The sequence below is a fragment of the Noviluteimonas lactosilytica genome, assembly GCF_020866925.1.
GTDB lineage: Bacteria > Pseudomonadota > Gammaproteobacteria > Xanthomonadales > Xanthomonadaceae > Noviluteimonas > Noviluteimonas lactosilytica.
Map to the genome: position 1 here is coordinate 1,496,315 of NZ_JAJGAK010000001.1, position 25,735 is coordinate 1,522,049.

At 67.6% G+C, this 25,735-nt stretch carries 19 protein-coding genes and 1 pseudogene; 6 read left to right on the top strand and 14 right to left on the bottom strand.

From position 1 onward, the window contains the following. The first annotated feature begins 17 nt into the window (after positions 1 to 17). The 3 genes from LK996_RS07240 to LK996_RS07250 all read left to right on the top strand — a co-directional run bounded on the left by LK996_RS07240 (position 18) and on the right by LK996_RS07250 (position 5,897). On the top strand, positions 18 to 1,826 hold the full coding sequence (locus tag LK996_RS07240; RefSeq protein ID WP_230526448.1) for a S8 family peptidase: 1,809 nt from the start codon (positions 18 to 20) through the stop codon (positions 1,824 to 1,826). 142 nt (positions 1,827 to 1,968) lie between these two features. Next, positions 1,969 to 4,086 carry a hypothetical protein gene (locus tag LK996_RS07245; protein WP_230526449.1) on the top strand — a complete coding sequence of 706 codons (2,118 nt, stop codon included), beginning with the start codon at positions 1,969 to 1,971 and terminating at the stop codon, positions 4,084 to 4,086. 86 nt (positions 4,087 to 4,172) lie between these two features. Continuing rightward, positions 4,173 to 5,897 (top strand): right-handed parallel beta-helix repeat-containing protein, encoded by a 1,725-nt coding sequence (locus LK996_RS07250; RefSeq protein ID WP_230526450.1) that lies wholly within the window; start codon positions 4,173 to 4,175, stop codon positions 5,895 to 5,897. A 125-nt stretch (positions 5,898 to 6,022) separates the two neighbouring features. On the opposite strand, the gene LK996_RS07255 is transcribed toward LK996_RS07250, so the two are convergent. The 8 genes and pseudogenes from LK996_RS07255 to LK996_RS07290 form a co-directional block, all read right to left on the bottom strand. Then, positions 6,023 to 7,240, bottom strand: coding sequence for a D-alanyl-D-alanine carboxypeptidase family protein (locus LK996_RS07255; protein WP_230526451.1), 1,218 nt, complete (start codon positions 7,238 to 7,240; stop codon positions 6,023 to 6,025). An 82-nt stretch (positions 7,241 to 7,322) separates the two neighbouring features. Beyond that, entirely contained in the window at positions 7,323 to 8,642 is a 1,320-nt protein-coding gene (locus tag LK996_RS07260) for a septal ring lytic transglycosylase RlpA family protein (RefSeq protein WP_230526452.1), read from the bottom strand. Positions 8,643 to 8,713: 71 nt separating this feature from the next. Next, positions 8,714 to 9,817, bottom strand: a pseudogene (gene mltB, locus LK996_RS07265) (lytic murein transglycosylase B); the annotation flags it as partial. A 207-nt stretch (positions 9,818 to 10,024) separates the two neighbouring features. Beyond that, the gene (gene rodA, locus LK996_RS07270; protein ID WP_230526454.1) at positions 10,025 to 11,137 is read right to left on the bottom strand and encodes a rod shape-determining protein RodA; all 1,113 of its coding nucleotides are present in this window, start codon (positions 11,135 to 11,137) and stop codon (positions 10,025 to 10,027) included. Continuing rightward, positions 11,134 to 13,068 carry a penicillin-binding protein 2 gene (mrdA, locus tag LK996_RS07275; protein WP_425493713.1) on the bottom strand — a complete coding sequence of 645 codons (1,935 nt, stop codon included), beginning with the start codon at positions 13,066 to 13,068 and terminating at the stop codon, positions 11,134 to 11,136. Before mrdA ends, rodA begins: the two co-directional genes overlap by 4 nt. Before the next feature lie 10 nt (positions 13,069 to 13,078). Next, complete coding sequence (gene mreD, locus LK996_RS07280) at positions 13,079 to 13,564, bottom strand: rod shape-determining protein MreD (protein ID WP_230526455.1); 486 nt, start codon at positions 13,562 to 13,564, stop codon at positions 13,079 to 13,081. Then, on the bottom strand, positions 13,561 to 14,520 hold the full coding sequence (mreC, locus tag LK996_RS07285) for a rod shape-determining protein MreC (RefSeq protein ID WP_425493714.1): 960 nt from the start codon (positions 14,518 to 14,520) through the stop codon (positions 13,561 to 13,563). Before mreC ends, mreD begins: the two co-directional genes overlap by 4 nt. 39 nt (positions 14,521 to 14,559) lie before the next feature. Then, the gene (locus tag LK996_RS07290) at positions 14,560 to 15,606 is read right to left on the bottom strand and encodes a rod shape-determining protein (RefSeq protein WP_230526456.1); all 1,047 of its coding nucleotides are present in this window, start codon (positions 15,604 to 15,606) and stop codon (positions 14,560 to 14,562) included. A gap of 227 nt (positions 15,607 to 15,833) precedes the next feature. On the opposite strand from LK996_RS07290, the gene LK996_RS07295 reads away from it, so the two are divergent. After that, positions 15,834 to 16,766, top strand: coding sequence for a carbohydrate kinase family protein (locus LK996_RS07295; RefSeq protein WP_230526457.1), 933 nt, complete (start codon positions 15,834 to 15,836; stop codon positions 16,764 to 16,766). A gap of 182 nt (positions 16,767 to 16,948) precedes the next feature. Here LK996_RS07295 and LK996_RS07300 read toward each other — a convergent pair whose 3' ends face one another. The 5 genes from LK996_RS07300 to LK996_RS07320 all read right to left on the bottom strand — a co-directional run bounded on the left by LK996_RS07300 (position 16,949) and on the right by LK996_RS07320 (position 21,975). Then, entirely contained in the window at positions 16,949 to 17,416 is a 468-nt protein-coding gene (locus tag LK996_RS07300; protein WP_230526458.1) for an aminoacyl-tRNA deacylase, read from the bottom strand. Between the two features lie 173 nt (positions 17,417 to 17,589). Then, positions 17,590 to 18,330, bottom strand: a complete 741-nt coding sequence (locus LK996_RS07305) for a hypothetical protein (protein WP_230526459.1) — start codon at positions 18,328 to 18,330, stop codon at positions 17,590 to 17,592. Continuing rightward, positions 18,327 to 19,298 carry an alpha/beta hydrolase gene (locus tag LK996_RS07310; protein ID WP_230526460.1) on the bottom strand — a complete coding sequence of 324 codons (972 nt, stop codon included), beginning with the start codon at positions 19,296 to 19,298 and terminating at the stop codon, positions 18,327 to 18,329. The genes LK996_RS07305 and LK996_RS07310 overlap by 4 nt, the downstream gene beginning before the upstream one ends. Positions 19,299 to 19,307: 9 nt before the next feature. Then, positions 19,308 to 21,263 (bottom strand): M1 family metallopeptidase, encoded by a 1,956-nt coding sequence (locus tag LK996_RS07315; RefSeq protein ID WP_230526461.1) that lies wholly within the window; start codon positions 21,261 to 21,263, stop codon positions 19,308 to 19,310. 157 nt (positions 21,264 to 21,420) lie between these two features. Further along, complete coding sequence (locus LK996_RS07320) at positions 21,421 to 21,975, bottom strand: porin family protein (protein WP_230526462.1); 555 nt, start codon at positions 21,973 to 21,975, stop codon at positions 21,421 to 21,423. Between the two features lie 163 nt (positions 21,976 to 22,138). On the opposite strand from LK996_RS07320, the gene LK996_RS07325 reads away from it, so the two are divergent. Then, positions 22,139 to 24,370, top strand: a complete 2,232-nt coding sequence (locus LK996_RS07325; protein ID WP_230526463.1) for a carbohydrate binding family 9 domain-containing protein — start codon at positions 22,139 to 22,141, stop codon at positions 24,368 to 24,370. 4 nt (positions 24,371 to 24,374) lie between these two features. Here LK996_RS07325 and ubiE read toward each other — a convergent pair whose 3' ends face one another. Then, positions 24,375 to 25,133: a bifunctional demethylmenaquinone methyltransferase/2-methoxy-6-polyprenyl-1,4-benzoquinol methylase UbiE gene (gene ubiE, locus LK996_RS07330; RefSeq protein WP_230526464.1), complete on the bottom strand. Its 759-nt coding sequence runs from the start codon at positions 25,131 to 25,133 to the stop codon at positions 24,375 to 24,377. 81 nt (positions 25,134 to 25,214) lie between these two features. Between ubiE and LK996_RS07335 the strand changes: the two genes are divergently transcribed. Then, positions 25,215 to 25,712, top strand: coding sequence for a cupin domain-containing protein (locus tag LK996_RS07335; protein WP_230526465.1), 498 nt, complete (start codon positions 25,215 to 25,217; stop codon positions 25,710 to 25,712). Positions 25,713 to 25,735: the final 23 nt, after the last annotated feature.

The window sequence follows — 25,735 nt, forward strand, 5'->3', positions numbered from 1 at the left end:
TTTTTTTGGAGCACTCCATGACTGTTCGTCTTTCCGGCGTTCTCGGCGCGTGCGCGCTCGCGGCCGCCGTCTCGCTCTCCGTCGCCGGCGTCGCCGCGACGTCGTCCGGTCCGATCGTGCGCGAAGCCAGCGCGCCGTCGACCAGGCAGGTGCCGCAGCGTCGCTACATCGTGCGTTATCGCAGCGGCACGCTGCAGCGCGCGAGCACGACGCAGGCGCTCACGACCGCGCGCGCCGTGCTGGTGAACTCGGGCCTCGCCGCATCGGGCATCACCGTGCGCCACGTGCGACGCCTCGCGTCGGGCGCCGATGTCATCGCGTTCTCGCGTCCGCTCGACGCGGTGCAGGGCGCGCAGGTGATGCGCGCGTTCGCCGCCGATGCGTCGGTCGCCTCGATCGTGCCGGATCGCCGCATGTTCCATACCGGCGTCGTCGGCCCGACCGCGATGCCGAACGATCCGCTGTCCAGCGGTTACCAGTGGCACCTCTACAACTCGATCGGCGGCATCTACGCGCCGGCCGCATGGGACAAGTCGACCGGCGCGGGCGTCGTGGTCGCCGTGCTCGACACCGGCATTACCGATCATCCGGACCTCGCACCGAACCTGCTGCAGGGCTACGACTTCATCAGCGATCCGTTCGTTTCGCGCCGTGCCGACGAATCCCGCGTGCCCGGCGCGCACGACTACGGCGACTGGAACGACGACTGGATGCAGTGCGAGGTGCACGCGAGCAGCTTCCACGGCACGCACACCGCGGGCACGGTGGCCGAAGCGACGAACAACGGCATCGGCCTGGCCGGCGTCGCGCACGGCGCGAAGGTGTTGCCGGTGCGCGTGCTCGGACGTTGCGGCGGTTACACGTCGGACATCGCCGATGCGATCACGTGGTCGTCGGGCGGCGTCGTTCCGGGCGTGCCGAACAACACGACGCCGGCGGAAGTGATCAACATGAGCCTCGGCGGCGAGTTCGCGTGCGACGAAGTGCTGCAGGGCGCGATCGACGGCGCGGTCGCGCGCGGCACGACCGTCGTCGTGTCCGCGGGCAACTGGAACGCGGACTCTGCGCAGTTCGCACCGGCCAGCTGCAACAACGTCATCAACGTCGGCGCGTCGCGCATCGGCGGCGGCAAGGCGTTCTATTCGAACTGGGGCAAGGTCGTCGACCTTTCGGCACCGGGTGGCGGCGGCGGACAGGACGTCTATCCGAACGGTTACGTGTGGCAGACGCTCAACGACAGCCTCACGTCGCCCGAAGAAGGCAGCCCGGTGTACGGCGGCATGGCCGGCACGTCGATGTCGGCACCGCACGTCGCCGGCGTCGTCGCGCTCGTGCAGAGCATCGCGACGAAGCCGCTCACGCCCGCGCAGATGGAAACGATGTTGAAGGCGACCGCGCGTCCCTTCCCCGTCGCGATGAATCCCGCGATGCCGATGGGCGCGGGCCTGCTCAACGCGAAGGCCGCGCTCGCCACGGTGTTGCCGCCGTGCACGGGCGCCGATTGCGAATCCAACGCGATCGCGCTCGTGAACAAGCTGCCGGTGAAGAACCTCTCGGGCGCGATCAACTCGCAGCGCTCGTACAAGTTCGACGCGAAGACCGGCCTGACCAGCCTGAGCTTCATGACCTATGGCGGCACCGGCAACGTCAGCGTCTACGTGCGTTACGGCCAGGTGCCGACGACATCGGCGTACGACCAGGCCGCGATCCATCTCGGCAACAACGAAACCGTGCGCATCACCGTTCCGCGCGCGGGCACGTACTACGTGAAGGTCGTTGGCGCCGCGGCATATGCCGGCGTGACGCTGGAGGCGCGCGCCAACTGATCCCTGGTGGGAGAGGGCCCGCCGGCTCGCGCAGGGATGCGCAACGGCGGCACCCGGACGCCCGGCGGAACGCACCCCCTTGGTTCGTTCCGCCGGGCGTTGCTTCGAACGACAACTTATTCATCGACAGGGGGCTGTGCAGATGGAACTGAAGCAGGCGGAAGTGAAGCAGACGGAAGTGAAGCAGACGGAAGTGATAGGGAACATGCGCGTCGCGTTGTGCGCGATCGCGTTGGGCGTCCTCGCTGCATGCGGCGGCGCGGGTGGAAAGGCGGGCGACAAGCGACCAGCGAATGTCGCGACCTCGGCACGCGCCGCGACGACGGCGACGGCGACGGCGAAGGCGACGGCCGCCGCGGTGGGCACGCGCAGGATGCGCACGGGCGGCCCGCAGCCTGCCCTCCTCGCGAACACGGGCTTCACCGGCCAGGACTTCCCCGGCCTGCGCGAGTCGCGCACGTTGGCGAACTGCGATCCGGCCCACGCCGACAACGCGAACTACCGGACCAACGTGATCAACGTGGGGCCGGCGCAGGCGATCACGAACCTCGCACAGGTCGCGTGGGAATCGCTGCCGCCGCACACGATGGTGCGCGTCCATCCGAAGGCGACGCCGTACAACGAACGCATCTTCATCGTCACCGGCGACATCAAGGTGTGCGGCATCAGGGACGCCAACGGCGTGCGGCCGAAGATCTCCGGCCTGAACGCACGCGTGCGCAGCAGCAGCGCATTGCAAAGCCAGATCGGCACGCCGGCGGAGGAATACTCGACCGTCAATCGCGGCATCGTGGCCATCGCGCGCGACAGCGGCATCCGCAACATCGTCGTCGAAGGCCTGGACCTCACCGGCGCGATGTCGCCGCCCTACTCCGGCAGCAACCACGCCGCCAGCTACATCGGCATGGACAATCTCCCGCATCCGTACAACTCGCACACCGGCTGCCTGTACGTGTCGCGCGCGCAGAACGTCACCCTGCGCGACAACGCGTTCTCGTTCTGCCCGGTGGGCGTCTACGTCATCAGCCGCGGCCTCGATTACGGCGGCGATCACTACCTGACGCGCAACTTCCTGCTGGAAGCCAACCATTTCCACGACAACGGCCTGGTCGACGACTACAACGTGCACCAGGCGTACATCCAGGGCGTCAACTTCGTCGTCCAGTACAACTACTTCGGCAACCCGATCCGCCACGACATCGACGGCAACGGCACCATCGACAACGACGAGGCCTCCAACGGCAACGACCTGAAGATGCGCACCGTCGGCGAACTGGTGCGTTACAACTACTTCGAGAACGGCGCGCATTCGATCGACCTGATCGACGTGGAGGATTTCCGGCCGTCGGTGTTCCCGTGGTTCTTCGAACTGCTGGCCGACCAGGACCCCGCCGCCGTCACGCCTGCGTTGCGCGCGACGATGCAGCGCGACTGGCGCAAGTACGAGTTCGGCAGCTACATGTACGGCAACATCTTCCGCCGCGACCAGAAGGTGCATGTGCAGACCATGGGCGCGTCGATCGTGCACTTCGGTTCGGACAACAGTCCGATCGACGGGCGTCGCGGCAAGCTATGGTTCTACTTCAACACGGTGCTGACCGGGTTGAACAAGAACAGCAGCGCCGGCGCCGCGACGTTGTTCAGCTGCTGCCTCGACAACGCGAACTCCTGGGACTACTACGACGGCAACCTCGTGCTCGACGCCAACAACGTCGACTTCCGGATGATCGTCGGAGGCAAGGACTACGGCGTGATCCGGCGCCGCACGCCGACCGAATTCTGGGGTCGCTACGTCGCGCTCAACAACGCGGTGCAGGTCGCGAACGCCAACGGCACGCTCGACAACGCGCAACCCTTCCACTGGAACACGTACAAGGGCGAGCAGGTCGAGCTGCGCCGCAACTTCGTCACGAGCAACTGGAACCAGCCGTTGTGGACGGGCTACCCGACGCCGGGTTACGGCGACAACGAAGTCGCGCTCGAGGAGTTCAGCTACCCCGGCGCACACGATCGCCATCACGTCACCGGTGCCGTCAACCTGGCGACGGGAAGCCTTGCGCTCGATGCGCGGACGACGGCGCCGCTCGCCGGCAGCGCGGTGTGCGGCAAGGCGCTCGCGTGGACGAACGAAATCCCGGCGGCGGTGCGTCCGAACTACCAAGTGCGCCTGCAGGCCAGCGGCAGCGGCTGGACGCCAGGGGTGTTGCTGGTCAGCGCCCGCACCGCGCACACGACGCTGGGGGCGAGCCAATGCAACTGATACTGCGCCGTGCACTTTGCGTTGGCGTGCTGGGTGCCCTTGCCGCATGTGGCGGCAAGGGAGGTGCGTCGCATGACGCTGGGCGAATGGCGTCCGATCAGGTCGCCGCTTCGCGCATCGCCGTCGGCGCGCGTCCGAAGATCGAGCGCGCCGTCGACACCTCCGACACATCATCGCAACGCCTCCCGACACCGGTCGCCGCGACCACGGCCGGGCCATTCGCGATTCACCCCGGCATGCGCACCGGCGGCCCGCTGCGCGCCTCGCGCCTCGGCAACACCGGCATCGGCGGCAACGGCTATCTCGATTACGGATGCACCAACGATGCGCTGCGACCCGCGGGCTGGAGCAGTGTCTTCGTTCGCGCGGGCGCGGCGGGCAACGGCACGCGCGCCAATCCCTACGGCACGATCGGCCAGGCCATCGCCGCGGCGGGCGACGCGCGCATGATCGTGTGCGTCGCGAGTGGTCAGTATCGGGAGAACCTCGACCTCGGCATGCAACGTCGCCGCATGCTCGTCGGCGGATTGAACAGCACGTTCACCGCGCGCAATCCGCTCGCATCGCCCGCGATCGTCACGGCCGCCGACGCGGACGAACATGTCATGCGCGCAGAAGCGCCCGCGGAACTGGTGATCGATGGCTTCGTCGTGACAGGCAGCCGCAACCGCGGCATCGAAGCGACCGCCTGGGATGCGAACGAGCGCATCACCCTGCGCAACAACCACGTCCACCACAACGGCTGCACGTTGCCGACCGCGCGCACCGACTGCGGCGGCATCGATGTCGGCGGTGGTCGCACCGTCATCGTCGACATCGGCAACAACCTCGTCGAAGAGAACGGCGGCGGCCATCACGGCGGCGGCATCAACATCGGCGGCGGCACCGAGGCGATCGGCACACTCGATCAAACGACGGGCAACAACGACGGCTTCGGCGACGTGCTGACCATGACCGGCGCGATCGCGAACGTGCACCACAACGTCATCCGCAACAACCGCCTGTACGAGGCATCGTTGCCGCACGGCGCGGGGATGGCCATCGGCATGAACGGCGACGTGCACCACAACCTGTTCTTCGGCAACGACACGGTGTCCGACGGCGACCATTACGGCGTCGGCGCGGGCCTGATCGGGCAGCACGACCGCGGCGCGAGTGCGTCGGTCGCGCTGCTCGTGGTGCGCCACAACTGGTTCGAAGGCAACCGCACGACGAAGCTCGGCTCGGCGATCTTCCTCGACCAGTTCACCAGCGGCTACGTCTACGACAACGTCGTGGTGAGGAACTTCGGCACGGGCGCGATCATCGTCGACGGCAATTGCGGCGACACGTGCGATGGCCCGAACGGCAACCATGGCCGCAACTTCGCCACGATCGTCAACAACACCGTCGCGGACAACGAAGGCGCGGCTTTCGCCGTGCAGGACAGCACGGCGCACCTGTACTTCAACGTGTCCTGGCGCAATCGCGATGCGGAGATCGTCGGCGACATCGCGTCGCTCGACGGATCGCCGGGCGCCGACAACCGCATACGGGGCGCGCACAACATCATCGACATCGATCCGGCCGCATTCCCGCTGCTCACCGATACGCAGAGCGGCGAAGGGATCGCGAACCTGTTGCGCTCGCTGCAGTTCCAGGATTACCGGCTGACAGATCCGACGAATCCGCTGCATCCGTATCGGTTCGACCAGGTGTTCGTGCCGGCGATCGCGTTGCCGGTTGCGTTGCAGCCGCCGGTGGATGATTACGCGGGGTCGTCGCGGCCGGACAGCGGGGGGCGGTATTTGTACGGGGCGTATGGCAGGTAATTGAGAGGGAAACGGGAAACGGGAAACGGGAGTTCAACGTTCACTTCGGCTTGAGGTCTATCGGCCGAAGTTGATCTCTTTTTCCCGTTTCCCGCTTTAGGTTTCCCGTTTCCCGTTTGTTGCGATCAGCTGTCCCACCACATCATCAGCTCATCCCACATGCGCTTGAAGAACCCACCTTCTTCAACCGCACTGAGCGCAACCAGCGGACGCTGCGCAACGACCTTGCCGTCGAGCGTGACCTTCACGGTGCCGATCTTCTGGCCCTTCGCGATCGGCGCGACCAGGGTCTTCGGGATGTCCATGCTCGGCTTGAGCTGCGCGTACTTGCCGCGCGGCGTGCTCACCAGCAGCGGCGCGTCGACGCCGAGCTGCACTTCGTCGGCGGCGCCCTTCCACACCTTCTGCTTCGAGATCGCCTTGTTGGCGTCGTACAGGCGGTGCGTTTCGTAGAAGCGGAAGCCCCAGTTGAGCAGCGCCTGCGAATCCACCGCGCGCTGGTTCTCGCTGGTCGAACCCATCACGACGGAAATCAGTCGCTGGTCGCCGCGCTTCGCCGACGCCATCAGGCAGTAGCCGGCGCCGCTGTGGTGGCCGGTCTTGATGCCGTCGACCGACGGGTCGCGCCACAGCAGCAGGTTGCGGTTGCGCTGCGTGATCGGGCCGACCGTGTATTCCTTGATCTTGTTGTACGAGTAGGCCTCGGGGAAATCGCGGATCAGCGCGCGGCCGAGCTGCGCGAGATCGCGCGCGGTCGACACGTGGCCTTCTTCCGACAGGCCGTGCGGATTGACGAAGTGCGACGACTTCATGCCGACGCGCGCGGCATACGCGTTCATCAGCGAGGCGAACGCGTCTTCGCTGCCGGCGACGTGTTCAGCGAGCGCGATCGCCGCGTCGTTGCCCGACTGCACGACCATGCCCTTTTCCATCTCGAGCAGCGGCGCGGTCTTGTTCACCTCGAATCCGCTGTAGCTGCCCTCGGTGCCCGCGCCGCCTTCGCGCCACGCGTGCTCGCTCATCATCACCGGGTCGGTGCCCTTCACCTTGCCGGCCTGCATTTCCGCGGCGACGACATAACTCGTCATCACCTTGGTGATGCTCGCCGGTTCGACCTGCGCGTCGTAGTTCTCGCCCGCGAGCACTTGGCCGGTCGCGTAATCCATCAGCACCCACGCCTTGCCTTCGATCTTCGGCGGCGGCGGCACCGGCAGGTTGTCGCTCAGCGCGGCGGGCGCGGCGGCAGGCTTGGCGGCGGGCGCGGGCGTCTGCGCGAACGCGAAACCGAGGACGGACGTGGCGACGGCCGCAACGGCGACGGCGGCAAGGGGACGGACTTTCATCGGGAAAACGACTCCGGGGGACTACGGCAAGATCGGGATTCTAGGGGGCAACGCGCCGCGATGCGGGCGTTTTCGAGGGGATTCAGTCGGCAACCACGTTGGGGCGACCGAAACCGAGACCTGCGACGGTCGCGCTGAGTTCCGCGACGCGTTCGCTGGGGACCGGACCCACACGCAAGCGCCAGACTTTCTGGCCCGCCGCGTTGGCGTCGAGCAGGCGCGCACCGCGGATGCCCGCGTCTTCGAGCATCGCCAGAGCGCGTTCGGCGTTGGCGCGCGCGGCGAAGCTCGCGACCTGGAGGACGACGGCGTCGCCCTTCACATCTGGTGGGGACGACGCGCCCGGGCGCGGATTTGAAGCGGCCGTATCGACGCGCGGCGCAGGCGGCGGCGCGGCGACGGGCGCGGCGGGTGCGGGGGCCGGGGCGCCCGCGGCGCCGATGCCCTTCTCCGGCGCGCCGGGCTTGCCGGTCGCGACGCGCACGCGGCGTTCCTTCATCCAGCGATCGAATTCGTCGGCCGTCATCGGCTTGCCGTCCTGTCGCATGTCGAAGCGCCAGGGGCCCGCGGGTGCGGGTTCGACTTCGGCCGCCTGCGCAGCCACTTGTTCGGCGGCGGTCGCGGCTGCGATCGGCAGCGCGGCGACCATGCGGTCCATCGCGCTCGGCGATGCGGGCGGCGGCGCCTGTGGTTGCGAAGCGACGTCCTGCTGCGCGACGCGCATGTCGGGGCCGCTGCGTTCGTCCGTCGCGTCGTCGGCGGTCAGCGCGCGCACTTCGACTTTCGCGGTGCCCGCCGGATACACGCCCAGCTTCACCGCGGCCGCATAACTCAGGTCGATCACGCGCCCCGCATGGAACGGGCCGCGATCGTTCACGCGCACGATCACCGACCTGCCGTTGCCGAGATTGGTGACGCGCGCGTACGACGGCAGCGGCAGCGTCTTGTGCGCGGCGCTGAACGCGTACATGTCGTACACCTCGAGCGACGACGTGCGGCGTCCATGGAACTTGGTGCCGTAGAACGACGCCAGCCCTTGTTCGACGTAACCCTTCGGTTCGTCGAGCACGTGGTACTTCTTGCCGAGCACGGCGTAATCGCGGTTGCCGTAGCGCGAACGCGGTTCGTTGCGCACTTCGGGTTCGGGGATCAGGTGCACGTCGTCGATCGGCGGCGGCGCGGTGTCCTTGACGTGCGGCGCATACAGGCCGCCGGCGGTGTAGTCGCCGCGCTTGGACACGTCTTCCTGCGCCGGCGCGTAGGGCGAGCGCTTGCCGCCCGACGTCGCGCGTTGCGACGACTTCGACACGGTTTCGGAAGACTGCGATGGTGCCGGCGCCTTGCTCGGCGTGCTGCCGCAGGCCGCGAGCAGCAGGCACAGCGCCGGCAGCGCGCGCCTCATGGGGGCGTGGCCTCGGCCTGCACCGGCGCCGCCGGCACGGTGGCTTGCTGCGTCGCCTGCGCGACCTGCGCATCGCGGCCCGCGATCGATTCGGCGAGCTGGTACACCGCCGTCGCGTACATGCGCGAGGTGTTGTACTTGGTGATCGCGCGGAAGTTGTCGAACACCATCCAGTATTCGGTGCCGCCCGCGCCGGCGAAGCGCACGACCTGCACCGGCGCGTCGCCCGGCACCGCGATCGGCGGGCGATAACCGAGCAGCGCGAATGCGTCGACCGGCTTGGTCGCTTCGATCGCTTGGGCGTTGTAGTCCGGCGCGTTCGCGTCGCGCAGCGCCGGCAGCATCACCGTGCCACCGCGCACCCAGCCGCCCTTGCCGACGAAATAGTTGGCGACCGATTCGACGGCGTCGTCGATGCTGTTGAACAGATCGCGCGTACCGTCCGCGTTGCCGTCGACCGCGTACTGGCGATAGCTCGACGGCATGAACTGGCCGTAGCCCATCGCGCCGGCGTACGAGCCCTTCAACGTCGTGATGTCCAGGCCCGTTTCCTTGCCGAGCGCGAAGAACTGCGCGAGCTCGTCGCGGAAGAAGGCTTCACGTGCGTTCTCGCGCGCGGCCTTCGCCGGATCGCCGGTGCGCGGATAGTTGAACGCGAGCGTGTAGAGCGCATCGATGACCGGATAGCTGCCCTTGTTGCCGCCGTAGCTGGTCTCGACACCGATGATCGCGGTGATGATCTCCGCGGGCACGCCGTAGCGCGCTTCGGCATGTGCGAGCGCTTCGCGGTTCGCGGCCATGAAGGCCTTGCCGTCGTCGATCCGCTTCTGCGTGATGAAGATGGGGCGGTAGGCGCTCCACGGCTTCACGGCTTCGGCCGGACGCGACATCGCGGCGATGATGCCGTCGCGGATCTGCGCCTTTGCGAGCACCGATTCGATGTACGCGGGGTCGAGCGCGTACTTCGCCGCGGTCTCGCGCACGAAATCGGCGCGCGCGGCGCTGATGTCGCGCAACTGCGGCGGAATCGGCGCAGCGGGCTTCGCCACCGTCGACGACGCCGGAGGCGCGGTGGTCGCGGGAGGCGTCGGCATCGGCGCGGTGGGCGGCGGGGCCTGCGTCGCGCAAGCGGTCAGCGCGACGAGGGGAATGAGCAATGCGGCACGGAATCTCATCGGGCCGGAGGGTAACGCAGAAAAGCGAAAAGCGGGAATGGGGAATGGGGAATAGGGAGGGATGCCTTCACAAAGGCCGAGATGTCCGGTTGCCGAAGATCGGCTTTCGTCGTTCGAGGAGTCGTAAGCCGATCTTCGGCCAACGGGTCATCCAACGATCGCGAACGCCACTCTCCCCATTCCCCATTCCCTATTCCCGCTCGTGCTTCACGTCGTATGCCGAGGACGATGCGCGCCCACCGCCATGACGAGTCCGAGGCCCGCGAGCAACGACACGGCGGACGTTCCGCCGTAACTCAGGAGCGGCATCGGCACGCCCACGACGGGCAACATGCCGGAGATCATCCCGCCGTTCACGATCACGTAGACGAAGAACGCCAGGCCGATCGCGCCTGCGAGCAAGCGTGAATATCCGTCGCGCGCTTCGGCCGCGATCCACAGGCAGCGCCCGATCACGAACAGGTACAGCGCGAGCACCGTCGCCACGCCGACCCAGCCGAACTCCTCGCTCAACACCGCGAAGATGAAGTCGGTCGTGTGTTCAGGCAGGTAGTCCAGGTGCGACTGCGAGCCCTGTCCCCAGCCCTTGCCGGTCATGCCGCCGGCGCCGATCGCGATCTTCGACTGGATGATGTTCCAGCCGGTGCCGAGCGGATCGGATTCGGGGTCGAGGAAGGTGAGGATGCGGTCCTTCTGGTACTGCTTGAGCAGGAAGATCCACGCGACCGGCGCGACCGCGGCCACGCCCGCCGCCGCGGCGGCGAACCACCACCACGACAGCCCCGCGAGGAACAGCGCGAACACGCCGCTCGACGCGACCAGCATGCCGGTGCCGAAATCCGGTTGCAGCAGGATCAGCCCGAACGGCACCGCGATCAGGATCCCGGAGATGAGCACGACGCGGAAATTCGGCGGCAACGTTTCGCGCTGCAGGAACCATGCGAGCATCATCGGCAACGACAGCTTGATCACTTCCGACGGCTGGAAATAGAACACGCCGAGGTTGATCCAGTGGTTGCCGTGCTTGCCCTGCCCGATCACCAGCACGAGCAGCAGCGGGAGCAGCGAAACGCCGTACACGATCGGCGACCAGTGACGCAGCCGCGTCGGCGGAATGCGCGAAAGCCCCCACATCGCGGCGAGGCCGACCGCGAAGCGCGCGCCCTGCGCGAACACGAGGTGCGGCGTTTCCGCGCCCGCGCTGTACAACACCGCCAGGCCGATGCCCATCAGCGCGAGCAGCGCGCCGAGCAGCCACGGGTCGATCGTGCGCAACACGCGCCCGGCGAGGTCGAAGAGCAGGCGGGCGATCGCGTTCATCGCGTGGTCGCAGGTGTGGTCTGCGCGACTGCCTGCGTCGGCGCGGGTGCAGCCGGCTTCGCTGCGGCCACCGGAACTTCCGTCGTCGGCGGCGCGTCGGGCATCGTGCCGAGCAGCCACGCGTCGAAGATCTTGCGCGCGATCGGGCCCGCGGTGCTGCCGCCGAAGCCGCCGTGTTCGACCGAGACCGCGACCGCGATGGTCGGGTTGTCGGCCGGAGCGTAACCGACGAACAACGCCTGGTGGCGCAGGTGGAACGGCAACTGGTGCGGATCGACGCTAGCGCTGCCGCGGCGGCTGATCTTCTGCGCGGTGCCGGTCTTGCCCGCCATCAGGTACGGCACGCCGCGCGCGAGGCTGAAGCCCGTGCCGCCCGGCTGCATCGTGCCCATCATGCCTTCCTGCACCGCGCGCAGATGCGCGGGGTTGTCGGTGATGTGCGCGGCCTCGGGTTGCGGGATCGCCTGCCACGGCGTGTCGTAACCGTCGCGGCGCGCGGACGCCAGGTGCGGACGCACGAGGCGGCCGCCGTTCGCGATCGCCGCGACGCCGCGCGCGAGCTGCAGCGTCGTCGCGATCCAGTAGCCCTGGCCGATGCCCGCGATGACGGTTTCGCCCGGATACCAGTTCTCGCGCGAGCGCTTGGCCTTGTATTCCGGCGACGGCACGACGCCGCTGTTCTCGCCCGCGAGGTCGATGCCCGTCGGCGCGCCGAACCCGTACTTGCGCATGTAGGCATCGAACTTCGTGATGCCCATGTCGTACGCGAGCTTGTAATAGTAGAAGTTGACCGAAGCCGCGATCGACTTGCGCAGGTCCGTCCAGCCCGCGCCGCCATGCGCGTCGCGATAGCCGCGGCGCTGGCCCGGGATGTGGAATTCGCCGGTGGAGAACACCGCGTCTTCCGGCCGGCGCAACCCGCTGTCGAGGCCCGCGAGCGCGATCAGCGGCTTCACCGTCGAGCCCGGCGGGCCGCCGCCGAGCACGTTGCGGTTGAACAACGGACGCGACGGGTTGTCCATCAGCGCCTTGTAATCGGTGTGCGAGATGCCGTTGACGAAGAGGTTCGGGTCGTACGACGGCTTGCTCACCATCGCGAGGATCTCGCCGGTGCGCGGATCGATCGCGATCGCCGAACCGTCGAAGTCGCCGAACGCGGCGACCATCGCGCGTTGCAGGTCGAGGTCGATCGACAACCGCAGGTCCGCGCCGGGCACCGCGGGCACCTGGCCGAGGCGACGCAGCGCGCGGCCTTCGACGTTGGTTTCGATCTTTTCGTAGCCGACCTTGCCGCGCAGCGCGTCTTCGTAATAGCGCTCGATGCCGGTCTTGCCGGTGTGCGTCAGCGCAGCGTCGACTTCGCCCATCTTCGCCAGGTCCGCCTGGTCGATGCGGCCGACGTAGCCGATCACGTGCGCGAGCAGATCGCCGTAGGGATAGCGACGATTGAGGTACGGCACGAGTTCGACGCCGGGGAAGCGCCAGCGGTCGACGGCGAAACGCGCGGCCTCTTCTTCGCCCACGCGCAGCTTCAGCGTGATCGGGCGCCAGCCGTGGCGCGCCTTGCGTTCGGTCTCGAAGCGTTCGATGTCGTCCGGCGTGAGCGCGACGACCTTCGACAGGTTCGCGATCAGCTGCTTCGTGTCGCCGGCTTCGTCGGGCACCACGTCGAGGCGATACGCGGGCACGTTCTCGGCGAGCACGCGGCCCTTGCGATCGAGGATGAGCCCGCGACCCGGCACGACGGGGCGCGGCTTGATGCGGTTGGCTTCCGAGCGCGTCGCGTACTCGGTGTGTTCGAGCACCTGCAGGCGGAAATACCAGCCCGCCAGGCCAAGCAACGCCACCGTGACCGCGAAGAACGCGATCAGCGCGCGGGTGCGGAACTGCATCGCCTCGGCGAATGCGTTCTTCAGCTGGCGACGGCGCATCGGCTTGCCTTCAGCGATTGCGCCACGCACGCAGGCGCAGCGTGTCGAACAGGAGGAACAGCGGCGGCCACAGCAGCATGCCGATCACCGGCGCCACCCACGACAGCGGCGGTAGCGGCGCTTCGCCCAGCGCGAGGTGCAGGGCCGACGTCACGATGCGATCGTTGAGCAACAACGCGCCGATCGCCAGTGCCTGCTGCGACAGCGGGAAGAACCGCAGGCGCGCGCGGAAGCGCTGCAGGATGAACGCGAGGATCACCAGGCGCAGCGCCTGCTCGCCGAGCAGGTTGCCGAAACACAGGTCGGCGATCAGGCCGACGAAGAACGCGAAGCCCAGCCCCGCGCGATCCGGTTCCTCGAGCACCCAGTACGCCACCGCGAGCGCGAGCCAGTAAGGCCGCAACGGTTGCAGCAGCGCGGGAAGCGGCAGCAGGCCGAACAGCAGCGCGACGACGATGCTGACGGGCAGGACCCAGGCGGCGCGTTCGCGGCTCATGGGCGCTGGACTCGGGTGGCGGCGGACGCGGGGAGCGTCGCCGTCGCGGGCGCGGCGACGCTGGCGCTCACCGGCAACAGCGACGTGGATTCGGCGACGGGGCCGATCACCGGGCGTGCCGGCGCGCTGCGCAACAACAGCACGTCGCGGCCGCGATCGAGTTGCGCGGCGGGCGTGACGTCGCCGACGAGGAACGCGCGGCTCTCGTCGGGCCGCAGCGCGGAGATCGTGCCGACCGGGAAACCCGCCGGGAATCGATCGCCGAGGCCGGAGGTGACGACGACGTCGCCCACCTTCACGTCGCTCGACAACGGAATGCTCGCGAGCGAGAGACGATCGCTGCGCCCCGAGCCGTACGCGACCAGGCGCACGCCGTTGCGCAGGACCGCGACGGGCACCGCGTGATCGGGATCGGTGAGCAGCAACGCGGTGGAATGCATCGGCGTGACCGCGATGACCTGGCCGACGACGCCGCCGGCATCGATCACGACCTGGCCGACGCGCACGCCGTCGCCGCTGCCGGCATCGAGGACGAGGCGTTGCTTCACCGGATCGAGGTCGATGTCGAGGATGCGCGCGAGTTGTACGTCGAGGCCGCCGCGCTTCACCACGCCGAGCATGCTGCGCAGGCGGTCGTTGTCGGCGGAAGCGGCCTGCAGGCGCGCCATGCGCGCGCCGCTGACGAGCAGTTCGTTGCGCAGGCGGCGGTTCTCGGCCATCAGCGAACTGCGCGTGCCCGCGTCGTCGCTGATCGAATCGACCACCTTGCCGGGCCAGCCGGCCACGGACCACAGCGGCTGCACGAACACCTGCGCCTGCTGGCGCGTGTTCGACAGCCACCCACCGCGATGGTCGAGCACGATCAGGGCGAAGGCCGCCGCAAGGTAGGCCAGCAGCCGTAGCGTGCCGGCGATTTCGCCGGGGCGGGCAGCAGCGGGACCGGCGTAGGGCGGCACGATGGCGGAGACGGTTTTACCTGGGTTTCGGGGCGTGCCTTATTCCGGCGCGAAGAACTCGTTGCCGTGCATGTCGAGCATCTCGAGCGCACGGCCACCGCCGCGCGCGACGCACGTCAGCGGATCGTCGGCCACCTGCACGTGCAGGCCCGTCTCTTCGGTCAGCAGGCGGTCCAGGTCGCGCAGCAGCGCGCCGCCACCGGTGAGCACGATGCCGCGCTCGGCGACGTCGGCGCACAGTTCCGGCGGGGTCTGCTCCAGCGCCTGCTTCACCGCGGCGACGATGCCGGCCAGCGGTTCGCGCAGGGCTTCGAGGACTTCGTTGGAGCTGATGGTGATCATCTTCGGCACGCCCTCGGCGAGGTGCCGGCCGGAGATCTCCATCGTGCGGACATCCTTCTGCGGATAGGCGCAGCCGAGCTCGAGCTTGATGCGCTCGGCCGTCGCGTCGCCGATCAGCATGCCCTGCGTGCGGCGCACGTAGGCGATGATCGATTCGTCGAAGCGGTCGCCGCCGATGCGGGCCGACTGCGAGTACACGATGCCGTTCAGCGCGATCACCGCGACTTCCGTGGTGCCGCCGCCGATGTCGACGACCATCGAGCCGCAGGCTTCGGTCACCGGCATGCCGGCGCCGATCGCGGCGGCCATCGGTTCCTCGACCAGGTGCACCTCGCGGGCGCCGGCTTCCTCGGCCGACTCCTTGATCGCGCGGCGTTCGACCTGCGTCGAACCGCAGGGCACGCACACCAGCACGCGCGGGCTCGGGCGGAGCAGGCGCGACTTGTGCACCTTGCGGATGAAGTGCTTCAGCATTTCCTCGGTGTAGGTGAAGTCGGCGATGACGCCGTCCTTCATCGGGCGGATCGTGCTGATGTGGCCCGGGGTGCGGCCGAGCATCTGCTTGGCCTCGGTGCCCACGGCGGCGACGGACTTCGTGCCGCCGGTGAGGCGGTCCTGGCGGACCGCGACCACGGAAGGCTCGTTCAGCACGATGCCTTGGCCGCGGACGTAGATGAGGGTGTTGGCCGTGCCCAGATCGATGGACAGGTCGCTGGAGAAGTAGCGGCCGAGGAACTTGAACATTAGGGGATGACGCCTGCGTGGTGGCGGCAGCAGAAATCGTGCCGCGTAAGGGTCGCTAGCCTATCGTTCCCCCTGCCCCCCAGCAAGCACGCGCGTCGCGTTTTTTCCGGGGATTTCGAGCGAATCGCGCCCGGGGCGGACGGCGGGCCCGGTGGCCTCCGGCGCGCGCTGCCGCTACCCTGTGCGCCCTGCGGGCCCCGAGGCCCCCCAAAGCACAAGGTTCGACGATGTCTGCGCTGATCTGCGGTTCCCTGGCCTACGACACCATCATGGTGTTCCCCGACCAGTTCAAGAACCACATCCTGCCGGACAAGGTGCACATCCTGAATGTCTCCTTCCTCGTCCCGCGCATGCGGCGCGAATTCGGCGGCTGCGCGGGCAACATCGCCTACAACCTCAAGCTGCTGGGCGGCGATCCGATTCCGATGGCCACCGTCGGCCAGGACTTCGGCCCGTATCGCGAGTGGTTCACCGAACAGGGCATCCGCCTCGACCAGGTGAAGGTGATCGACGAGTTGTTCACGCCGCAGGCGTTCATCACCACCGACCACGACAACAACCAGATCACCGCCTTCCATCCGGGCGCGATGATGCGGTCGTACGAGAACCACGTGAAGGACGTCGCCGGCGTCACCTTCGGCATCGTCAGCCCCGACGGGCGCGAAGGCATGCTGCAGAACGCGAAGGAATTCGCGGAAGCCGGCACGCCCTTCATCTTCGACCCGGGCCAGGCGATGCCGCTGTTCAACGGCCAGGAACTGCGCGATTTCATCGAGCTCGCCGACTACGTCACCGTCAACGATTACGAGTCGAACCTGCTGCAGGAAAAGACGGGCTGGAGCGAGAAGGACATCGTGCAGCGCACGAAGGCCTACATCTGCACGCGCGGTCCGCTCGGCGCGCTGATCCACACGACGGGCAAGTCGTACGACGTGCCGCCTGCGCACGAACGCCGCGTCACCGACCCGACCGGTTGCGGCGACGCGTTCCGCGCCGGCCTCATCTTCGGCATCGAGAAGCAGATGGACTGGATGACCATCGGGCGCATCGGCAACCTGATGGGCGCGCTGAAGGTCGAACATCCGGGGACGCAGAACCAGCGCTTCGACTACGTCGAGTTCTCCGAGCAATTCAAGCAGCAGTTTGGCTACGCGCTGTAAGAAACAGCCGAGGGAAACGGGAAACAAAAAGCGGGAAACGGGAGGGCAGCATTCGATTCGGCTAACAGGTCCGTCAGCCGAAGCGAGACCCGACTCCCGTTTCCCGCTCTTTGTTTCCCGTTTCCCGCTCCTTGTTCCCCGTTTCCCGCTCTTTGTTTCCCGTTTCCCGCCTCTGCTCCTCGCTACATCACGTGCGCGAGCCACAGCAACTCCGGCTGCGCCAGGCGCTCGAATTCCTTGTAGGGCATCTGCACCGCATCGGTGTGCGTGCCGGCGTTGAACGCGATGTCCGGATGCGCGGCCAGGCGCGAGTCGACGAACACGGGCAGGCCATAGAGGTTGCCGAAGGGCGGCATCGCGCCGACTTCGCAGTCGGGGAACGCATCCTTGAATTCGGTTTCCTCCGCGAGTTCCACCAGGCGGCCGCCGAGTGCGCGCGACAGGCGCGTGAGATCGATGCGATACGCCGCGGGCATGACCATCATCGCGAGCGTGCCGTCGACTTTGAGCATCACCGTCTTCGCGAACAACTGGCGACTGAGGTGCGTGACGTGCGCGGTTTCGTCCGCGGTGACGGTGCGGTCGTGCGTGAGCGTGGAGTAGGACGAGTGTTGCTGGTCGAGGAAGTTGTGCAGGCGCGGTGACAGCATGGTCGCCTCCGCTCGGCGCCGGCCGTCGCTCCGCTGCGGCGGGCCGCTCTCGTGGACTGCGCGCGCGTCCTGCGTCGCGCCGTTGGAGGGGAGCTTAATCCTGCAGAAGTTAATCGGCGTGACGTTCGTCGGCGCGTCCCTTCGGGGCAAAGCGCGACGCCGTCAGGCGCTCGTCAATTCCATTTCGGCAGCTTGCCCGCGTCGACGCCGCCGGTCTCGAACACCGCGGTGCGCGTGCCGCCCGCCTTCACCGGGAAGGTGATTTCCAGCGACTTCGCGCCCTTCGCGCGACGCCAGAGTGCGCGTTCATCCTCGATGAACATCGCGATCGCCTCGTCGGTCTTCGGGCGCGACGCGTCCATCGCCTTCGCGGCGCCGTCGTCGGACTTCACCTGCACCTTGCAGCCGGCGTAGCAGTTGAAGTCGCCGGCTTCGAGCACGAGGTACGCGCTCTTCCCCCACTCGGGATGGTCGCGGAAGATCAGGCGCACCGGATGCTTCGCGCCGCCGTCGGTCTCGACCTCGTCCTTCGAGTAGATCGCCGCCGACACCTGCGCACCGCCCGTCATCGGCTGCACCTGGTAAGCCCACAGCGCGGCCATGCGGCGCGCGTCTTCCTCGCCGCGGATGTGTGCGCGCGCTTCGTCGAGTTGGGGCTGGATGCGCTTGGCCGCGGCGGACTGCGGGTAGTCCATCTGCAGCGAATCGCCGTAACCGCGCGCGAGCTTCCAATCCTTGCGCGCGAAGGCATCGTCGAATTCCTTCGCCTTCGCCTCGGCGATCGTTTCCTTCTCCGCTGCAACCTGCGCGGCCGCCTGTGCCGCGGCCTGCGGATCTTCCTTCGGGCCACACGCGGCGAGCGCGAGCGTAAGGGCGACGGCGAGTGTGCCTGCAGTTCCAAGGTCGAGTTTCATCGTGGCCTGCCTCGTGCGATCAGGAAATCGATGGCCGCGGCGACATCGACGGGCCGCTCCATCAACGACATGTGGCCGCAGTCGTCGAGCATGACGCCCGTCGCCTGCGGGATGCGTTCAGCGTACAGCGCCAGCGCGCTCGGATCGATCACAGCATCGTTGCGGCACCACAGCAGCAGCGTGGGCTGCGCGATGCGCGCGGCTTCGTCGCCCGGCAGGAAGCGGTCCGGGCCGCGGCCGATGTGGTCGAGCACGCGCTGTTCGAACGCGGCGTCGCGCACGCGGCGCGCGATGTACGCCTTGTCCGCCGGCCACGGGATCGACGGGATCTTGTCCTTGTCGAAGTACACGGTCGACAGGTAACGGTCGAGGCTCGCGCGATCGTGCACCGCGAACGGGTTCTGCCCCGCGAGGACTTCCTCGCCGAAGCGGTTGTCCTTGAAGCGCACGCCCGCCGCATCGAGCAGCGCGACGTGCGACACGAGTTGCGGATATCCCGCAGCGGTCAGCGCGACCACGCCGCCGCCCATCGAATGTCCGACGAGCACGACGGGCTTGTCCGGCGACACATGGCGAATGAAGGCCGCGAGTCGTTCGCTCTGCGCGAGGAACCCGTATTGCTCGCGCGGCAGGCGTTCGCTCTCGCCCCATCCCGGCAGGTCCGGGATCACCAGGCGATAGCGGCCGCCCAGCGCGCGCGCCACCGGGTAGAAGTTCTCCTTCATGCCGGTGAAGCCGTGCACCATCACGATCGTCGGTGCGCCCGGCTTGTCTGCTTCGCGATACGCGTAGATCCAGCGATGTCCCGCGACTTTCGTTTCGCGTTTCGACAGGTGCGCTTCGTGCAGTTGCCGCGCGAACTCCATCCGCACGAGGACATCGGGATCGCGCGCGACGAAGGCGATCGCCGCAAGCAACGCGGCCGCCACGAGGGCGGCCGCGATGACGACGGTGCGGCGTCGCGCCATGTCGCCGTGTTACTGCTGCGCGGGCTTCGGGTTTTTCGCCGCGTCGATCACCGACTGCACCGAACCGGTGGTGATCGGGTGATAGCCCGGCTTGGCCTTCGCGAAGGTCGCTTCCGCGAGCTTCAGGCCTTCCGGCGTCTTCGCCAGTTCGTTGTACGTCGGCATGATCAGCTTGCGACGACCGATCTTCTGCAGGAACGCGGCGATCGCTTCGTTCGCCTGCGTGTAGCCGCTGCGCACCGCGAGCGGATACCAGCGCTGCGCGATCTCGGCGTTCGGCGTGCCGGTGAACTTGTACGCGGCGTCCAGCGCGGCCATCTGGCTTGTGTTGAGCGTGGCCGGCATGCCTTCGATGAAGTGCACCCATTCCTGCGTCGTCCACTTGCCCGTCGCGTCCGCGGCGGGCAGCGTGCCGTCTTCCAGCCACGCCTTGCGCGCGGCGTCGACGGCGTCGAACTTCGGCGAGACGATCTGCGGCGCGGTCGTCGGGATGCCCGGCTCGTACAGCCACGCGTCGAACTCTTCCTGCGTCACCTTGCCCGGATACTTGTCGAGCAGGTTGGCCTTCGCGTAGTCGGCGAACTGCTGCGAGGAGATCGACTGGAACGCGAAGTGGTCGAAGTAACCGCGCAGGAACGCGTCGAACGCTTCGCGACCGTAGCGCTGTTCCAGGAACTGCATGAACCACGCGCCCTTCGTGTAGACGGTCGAGCTGAGGTTGTCGTCGGGATCCTTCAGGTCGCCCGGCTTGCCGGCGAGGCGCTGCAGCGACTTGTTCTCGTCGTTGAACTCGGCCTTCAACTCGTTGCGGCTGATGACGAGCTCCATGTCGGAGCGTTCCTTGCCGTACAGTGCTTCGACGAGGCGGTTCTCGACGTAGCTGGTCAGGCCTTCGTTGAGCCACGCGTCCTTCGCCGTCGAGAACGTCACCAGGTTGCCCGACCAGCTGTGCGCGAGTTCATGCGCGACCAGCGAAACGAGCGACTTGTCGCCGACGATCACGGTCGGCGTGGCGAACGTCAGGCGCGGGTTCTCCATGCCGCCGTACGGGAACGACGGGGGCAGCACGAGGATGTCGTAACGGCCCCAGCGATACGGACCGTACAGCGATCCGGCGGTGTCGATCATCTTGCCGGTGTCGGCGAACTCGGTCGCGGCGGGCTTGGCCATCGACGGCTCGGCCCACACGCCGGCGGTGTCGGTGATCGGCTGGAACACGAGGTCGCCGGCCGCGATCGCGAGCAGGTACGACGGAATCGCCTGCGGCATCTTGAACGTGTAGTCGCCGTCGCGCGCGGCCTTCGGATCGTTGTCGGCGCTCATCAGCACCATCGCATCCTTCGGCGCGGTGACGTGCGCGGTGTACGTGAAGCGCACCTGCGGCGTGTCCTGCAGCGGCACCCACGAACGCGCGTGGATCTGCTGCGACTGGCTGAACATGAAGGGCTGCTTCTTGCCCGCGGTCATCGCCGGATCGAGCCACTGCAGGCCCGACGCGTTCGGCGACGTCGAATACGTCACCCGCACGAGTTTCGGACGCTCCGGCGTTTCGATCGTGAGCTTGGTGCCGAGCACCTTGTCCGCGGTGTCTGCGAGCTTGAACTGCAGCGGCGCCCACTGGCCGTCCGCGCCCTGGCCTTCGATCTTCGCGATGTTGAGGTCGCGCGTATCGAGGATGAGCTGCGTGGCGGTCGGGTCGACCCAGTCGAGCGTCAGCGTCGCGGTGCCCGAGAGGGTCTTCTTCGCGAAGTCGACCGCGAGGTCGAGCGCGAGATCGGTGGTGCGAACCTTGTCGGGCTGCGAGAAGGAGTGTTCGTCGGTCACGGCGGCGGCCTGCGTGGCGGGAGCAGCGGCGGCGGTGGAGGACGCGGCGGGCGTGGCGGCCGTCGCCGGCGTTTCGTTCTTCGCACAGGCCGACAGCGCGAGCGCGGCGGCCAGGGACAGCATCAGCGGGGTGTGGCGCATGGAAGCGGACTCTCCGGAACCGGGTGGGGACGCAAGGCGGCCGAGTGTAGCCAAGCGGGCGCCGTCGCGCGCAAAGGTTCCGGAAACCCGGGCCTCGAAGCGCACGAAGCCCGGCACTTGGCCGGGCTTCGCGTTCATCTCCGCATGCGGGCGGGCATCACCATCGCAGGCGCGGGCCGACGAACCATTGGGTGTCGCCGCTGACGAACTTCACGTCACCGGCCACGCCCCAGTGATCGCCGAACATCGCGTGCGCCCCGACCCGCGCATACACCTCGCCGTCGCCGTGGCCAAGATCGCCGTAGCCGGCGAGCGCCCAGCCTTCGAGGTGTTTCGACAGGGCGCTGCGCACGCCGACCTCCGCCGTGATGCCGTTGCTGTCCGTCGAATACTTCGTGTCGAAGCTCGACCATGCGAAGCGCGTCACCAGGTCCATTCGATCGGACATTCGGTGGCGAAAACCCGCCCCCAGCGACCACTGCGTGACGTCCAGGCCCTCGATGTCGTTCGCGTTGGAATCCGCGTAGCTGCCGAACACGTGGAAGCGCTCGTCCAGCGACACCGAACCGGCCACGCCGTAGCCATCCGCGTCTCCACCGATGTCGGTGCGGACATAGCCGGCTTCGACGTAGTCGTACGACAGCGCGTCCTGCGCCGAGGCGGCGAACGGAGTCGCGGCCAGCAGGACGAACGAAAACAGGGAGCGGTTCATGCGCGGTCTCTCAGATGGTGTGGGTGCGGCGCATGGCATCACGCGCGCCGCACAGCGCTCCATCGGCCTTTGGTGAGGGGCGATGCTCGATGGGACGTCGCGCATCCCCGCCCCGACTTCCGGCACGGTCGCAACACAGCGCGAATCGCCATCCTCCGCGCCCATGCCTGCTTCGACTTCGACCGGCGCGCCGCGGCTCGCCCTGCTCCCGCTCGCCCTGCTGCTTTCCCTCGCGTCCGCGCCTTCGTTGGCGGCCGACGTTGTCGCGCGCGACATTCCGCGCGTGACCGGCGACATCGTCGTCGATGGCGTGCTCGACGAGGCCGCGTGGGAGCAGGCGGCGCCGATCGACCTCGCGTTCGAAGTCACGCCCGGCGACAACACACCCGCGCCGGTGAAGACCACCGCGCGAGTCGCCTACACCGACGACGCGCTGCTCATCGCTTTCCACGCCGAAGATCCGGATCCGGCGAAGATCCACGCCTTCCTGCGCGATCGCGATGCGTTGTACAGCGACGACTTCGTCGGCGTGATGCTCGATACGTTCGACGACCAGCGCCGCGCGTACGAGTTCTTCGTCAATCCGTTCGGCGTGCAGGCCGACCTGATCAAGGAAGAGTCGACCAACACCGAAGACGACAGTTGGGACGGCATCTGGAACAGCGCGGGCCGCATCACCGAGGCGGGCTACGACGTCGAGATCCGCATTCCGTTCGCGACGCTGCGCTTTCGCGACACCACCGGCGAACGCCGGTGGGGCGCGACGTTCCTGCGCGTGCGTCCGCGCGAATATCGCTACCAGTACTTCAGCAATCGCGTCGAACGCGGTTCGCGTTGCCTGACGTGCACATTCGACAAGATGGACGGCTTCACCGGCGTGAAGCAGGGCCGCAACCTCGAGATCACGCCCACGCTCACCGTGACGCATGCCGAAGAACGCGCGTCGCCGAATGCGAAGTGGGGCGGCGAAGGCACCGACATCGAGCCGGGCCTCGACGTCGCATGGGCGCCGAGCCCCAACCTGACGCTCAACGCGACGCTCAACCCCGACTTCTCGCAGGTCGAAACCGACCAGGCGCAGCTCGACCTCAACACGAGCTTCGCGTTGTTCTTCCCGGAGAAGCGGCCGTTCTTCCTCGAAGGCGCGGACTACTTCACGACGCCGCTGCAGGTGCTCTACACGCGGCAGATCGCCGATCCCGACGGTGGCCTGCGCGTCACCGGCCGCAACGGTGGCCAGGCGTACGGCGCGATCCTGGCGCGTGATGCGACGACGCAGTTGCTGGTGCCGGGGCCGCTCGGTTCGTCTTTCCGCTTCCTCGAACAGTCGGCGGACGACTTCGTCGGTCGTTACCGCTACGACCTCGATGCGCATACGAGCATCGGCGCCATCGCGACGTATCGCGCGGGCGAGGAGTATCGCAACGGGGTCGGCGGCGTCGACGCGCGCTGGCAGAAGGACGAACACACGCTGCGCGGGCAATTCCTGCACAGCGATTCCGCGTATCCCGACGGCCTCGCGCTGCGCGACACCGCACCGAAGGGCGACGCGCTGTACGCGAACTACCAGTTCAGCAGCCGCAACTGGCGCGCGAACCTCGGTCACTGGAAAGTCGACGACGGTTTCCGCGCCGACCTCGGCTTCATCACGCAGGTCGGCTACGACAAGCAACTCGTCGGCGGCGGCCACACGTGGTTCATGCCGAAGGGCTCGAACGTCACGCGCATCGAGTTCAACGGCGACTGGGACATCACGCATCGTTTCGACGGGCAGCTGCTCGAGCGCGAAGTCGAGGGATATCTCGCCGCGCGCGCGTCGCGCCAGGGGTATTACGAACTCGGGGCGCTGGGTCGCGAGCGGTTCTGGAACGGCCAGCTGTTCGACGAATCGTTCGGCACGTTCTACTTCGAACTCGTGCCGTGGTCGCCAATCAAGGTCGGCGGTTCGTTCGAAGCGGGCGATGGTCTCGATCTCGTCGCCTCCGAAGTCGGCCACCTCGTCGACCTCGAACCGTTCGTGCAACTCGACGTCGGCCGCGGCGTCAACGTCAACCTGACCTACACGCGCCAGCGCATGTCGCGCGACGGCGGTACCGCGTTCGATGCGAGCGTGCTCGACGGACGACTGAGCTGGCAGTTCGATCCGCGCCAGCGTTTCCGCCTGTCCGTGCAGTCGAGCGATGTCGACCGCGACCAGGCGCTGTACACGGTGCCCGTGCAGCACCACGCGAGCGACATCGCCGCGCAGCTGCTGTATTCGTACAAGCTCAACCCGCGCAGCGCGATCTACGCGGGGTATTCGGAAGGCGGCTATTCGGACGACGAAGCGCTCGACGTCTTCAGCAACACGCGCAGCCTGTTCCTGAAGCTGACCTACGCGTGGCAGCCGGGCTGACGCCTCAGACCTTGTAACCCGTGTGCACGGCGACGATGCCGGCGTTGAGGTTCTTGTAACCGCAGCGCGCCAAGCCCGCAGCTTCCATCATGCGCTGCAGGTCTTCTTGCGGCGGGTGCTTGCGGATCGACTCGGCGAGGTATTGGTAGCTCGCCGAATCCTGCGCGAACAACTTGCCGAGTTGCGGCAGCACCTTGAACGAGTGGAAGTCGTAGATCGGCTTGAACCAGTCGGCGCGCACTTCGGAGAACTCGAGCACGCGCGCCTGGCCGCCGACCTTCAGCACGCGATGCATCTCGCGCAACGCGGCGTCCTTGTCGGTGACGTTGCGCAGGCCGAAGGCGATGGTCACGAGATCGAAACTCGCGTCGGGGAACGGCAGCGCCTGCGCGTTGCATTGCACGTACGAGAATCCGCGCACGTTGCCGCGGTCGGTCATGCGATCGCGTCCGACACGCAGCATCGAACCGTTGATGTCGCCGAGCACGACTTCGCCCGCATCGCCGACGCGTTCGCGCAGGAGCGCGGCGACATCGCCGGTGCCGCCCGCGAGATCGAGCACGCGATCGCCGGGCTTCACCTGCGCGGTCGCCACGAAGTAGCGCTTCCACACGCGATGGATGCCGAGCGACATCAGGTCGTTCATCAGGTCGTACTTGCCCGCCACGGACGAGAAGACCTCGCCGACGAGCTTCTGCTTCTCGCCGACGGGGACATCGCGGAAGCCGAAATGGGTGGTGCCGGGGTCGTTGCGTTCGCTCATGCGGCCGATTATCGCAAGCGCGGCCGGTTCCGTGCGCGTCGTGCGTTGGCGGGGGCACGAACCCCCAACGGGAGGACCGACGTGAAGACGAAGCTCAGCTGGATGGTGGCCCTGGTGCCCGCGCTCGCACTCATGCATTCGGCATCGGCGCCTGCGGCCGATGGCATGGAACACGCGATGGTCAAGGCCGGCGAGGTGAAGTGGGGCGACCCGCCGCCCTTCCTCCCGAAGGGCGCGCAGTTCGCCGTGCTGGCGGGCGATCCCGGCAAGGCCGGCCCGTTCGCGATCCGCATCAAGATGCCCGCCGGCTACAAGATCGGGCGCCACTGGCACCCGACCGACGAGCAGGTGACCGTCATCGACGGCGACTTCCACGTGTCGATGGGCGAGTCGGGCAAGACGCACGACGCCGACTTCGCGACCGGCGACTACGTCAGCCTGCCCGCGAAGATGCAGCACGAAGCGACGACGAAGGGCGGCGCGACCGTGCAGGTCAACGCGATGGGACCGTTCGAGATCACGTACGCCGATGCGAAGGACGATCCGCGCAAGTCGGCGGCGACGGACGCGACGAAGTAACGCGCGCGAACCCTCCCCTGCCG

What these genes read in the sequence shown, in the direction of transcription:
- LK996_RS07250 (WP_230526450.1), top strand. Translation starts at nt 4,173, where the DNA reads ATGGCGTCCGATCAGGTCGCCGCTTCGCGCATCGCCGTCGGCGCGCGT.
- mreD (WP_230526455.1), bottom strand. Translation starts at nt 13,564, where the DNA reads ATGAGCCGCGAACGCGCCGCCTGGGTCCTGCCCGTCAGCATCGTCGTC.
- LK996_RS07245 (WP_230526449.1), top strand. Translation starts at nt 1,969, where the DNA reads ATGGAACTGAAGCAGGCGGAAGTGAAGCAGACGGAAGTGAAGCAGACG.
- LK996_RS07290 (WP_230526456.1), bottom strand. Translation starts at nt 15,606, where the DNA reads ATGTTCAAGTTCCTCGGCCGCTACTTCTCCAGCGACCTGTCCATCGAT.
- LK996_RS07240 (WP_230526448.1), top strand. Translation starts at nt 18, where the DNA reads ATGACTGTTCGTCTTTCCGGCGTTCTCGGCGCGTGCGCGCTCGCGGCC.
- LK996_RS07300 (WP_230526458.1), bottom strand. Translation starts at nt 17,416, where the DNA reads ATGCTGTCACCGCGCCTGCACAACTTCCTCGACCAGCAACACTCGTCC.
- LK996_RS07260 (WP_230526452.1), bottom strand. Translation starts at nt 8,642, where the DNA reads ATGAGGCGCGCGCTGCCGGCGCTGTGCCTGCTGCTCGCGGCCTGCGGC.
- LK996_RS07320 (WP_230526462.1), bottom strand. Translation starts at nt 21,975, where the DNA reads ATGAACCGCTCCCTGTTTTCGTTCGTCCTGCTGGCCGCGACTCCGTTC.
- LK996_RS07305 (WP_230526459.1), bottom strand. Translation starts at nt 18,330, where the DNA reads ATGAAACTCGACCTTGGAACTGCAGGCACACTCGCCGTCGCCCTTACG.
- LK996_RS07310 (WP_230526460.1), bottom strand. Translation starts at nt 19,298, where the DNA reads ATGGCGCGACGCCGCACCGTCGTCATCGCGGCCGCCCTCGTGGCGGCC.
- LK996_RS07295 (WP_230526457.1), top strand. Translation starts at nt 15,834, where the DNA reads ATGTCTGCGCTGATCTGCGGTTCCCTGGCCTACGACACCATCATGGTG.
- ubiE (WP_230526464.1), bottom strand. Translation starts at nt 25,133, where the DNA reads ATGAGCGAACGCAACGACCCCGGCACCACCCATTTCGGCTTCCGCGAT.
- LK996_RS07255 (WP_230526451.1), bottom strand. Translation starts at nt 7,240, where the DNA reads ATGAAAGTCCGTCCCCTTGCCGCCGTCGCCGTTGCGGCCGTCGCCACG.
- LK996_RS07325 (WP_230526463.1), top strand. Translation starts at nt 22,139, where the DNA reads ATGCCTGCTTCGACTTCGACCGGCGCGCCGCGGCTCGCCCTGCTCCCG.
- mrdA (WP_425493713.1), bottom strand. Translation starts at nt 13,068, where the DNA reads ATGCGCCGTCGCCAGCTGAAGAACGCATTCGCCGAGGCGATGCAGTTC.
- LK996_RS07315 (WP_230526461.1), bottom strand. Translation starts at nt 21,263, where the DNA reads ATGCGCCACACCCCGCTGATGCTGTCCCTGGCCGCCGCGCTCGCGCTG.
- rodA (WP_230526454.1), bottom strand. Translation starts at nt 11,137, where the DNA reads ATGAACGCGATCGCCCGCCTGCTCTTCGACCTCGCCGGGCGCGTGTTG.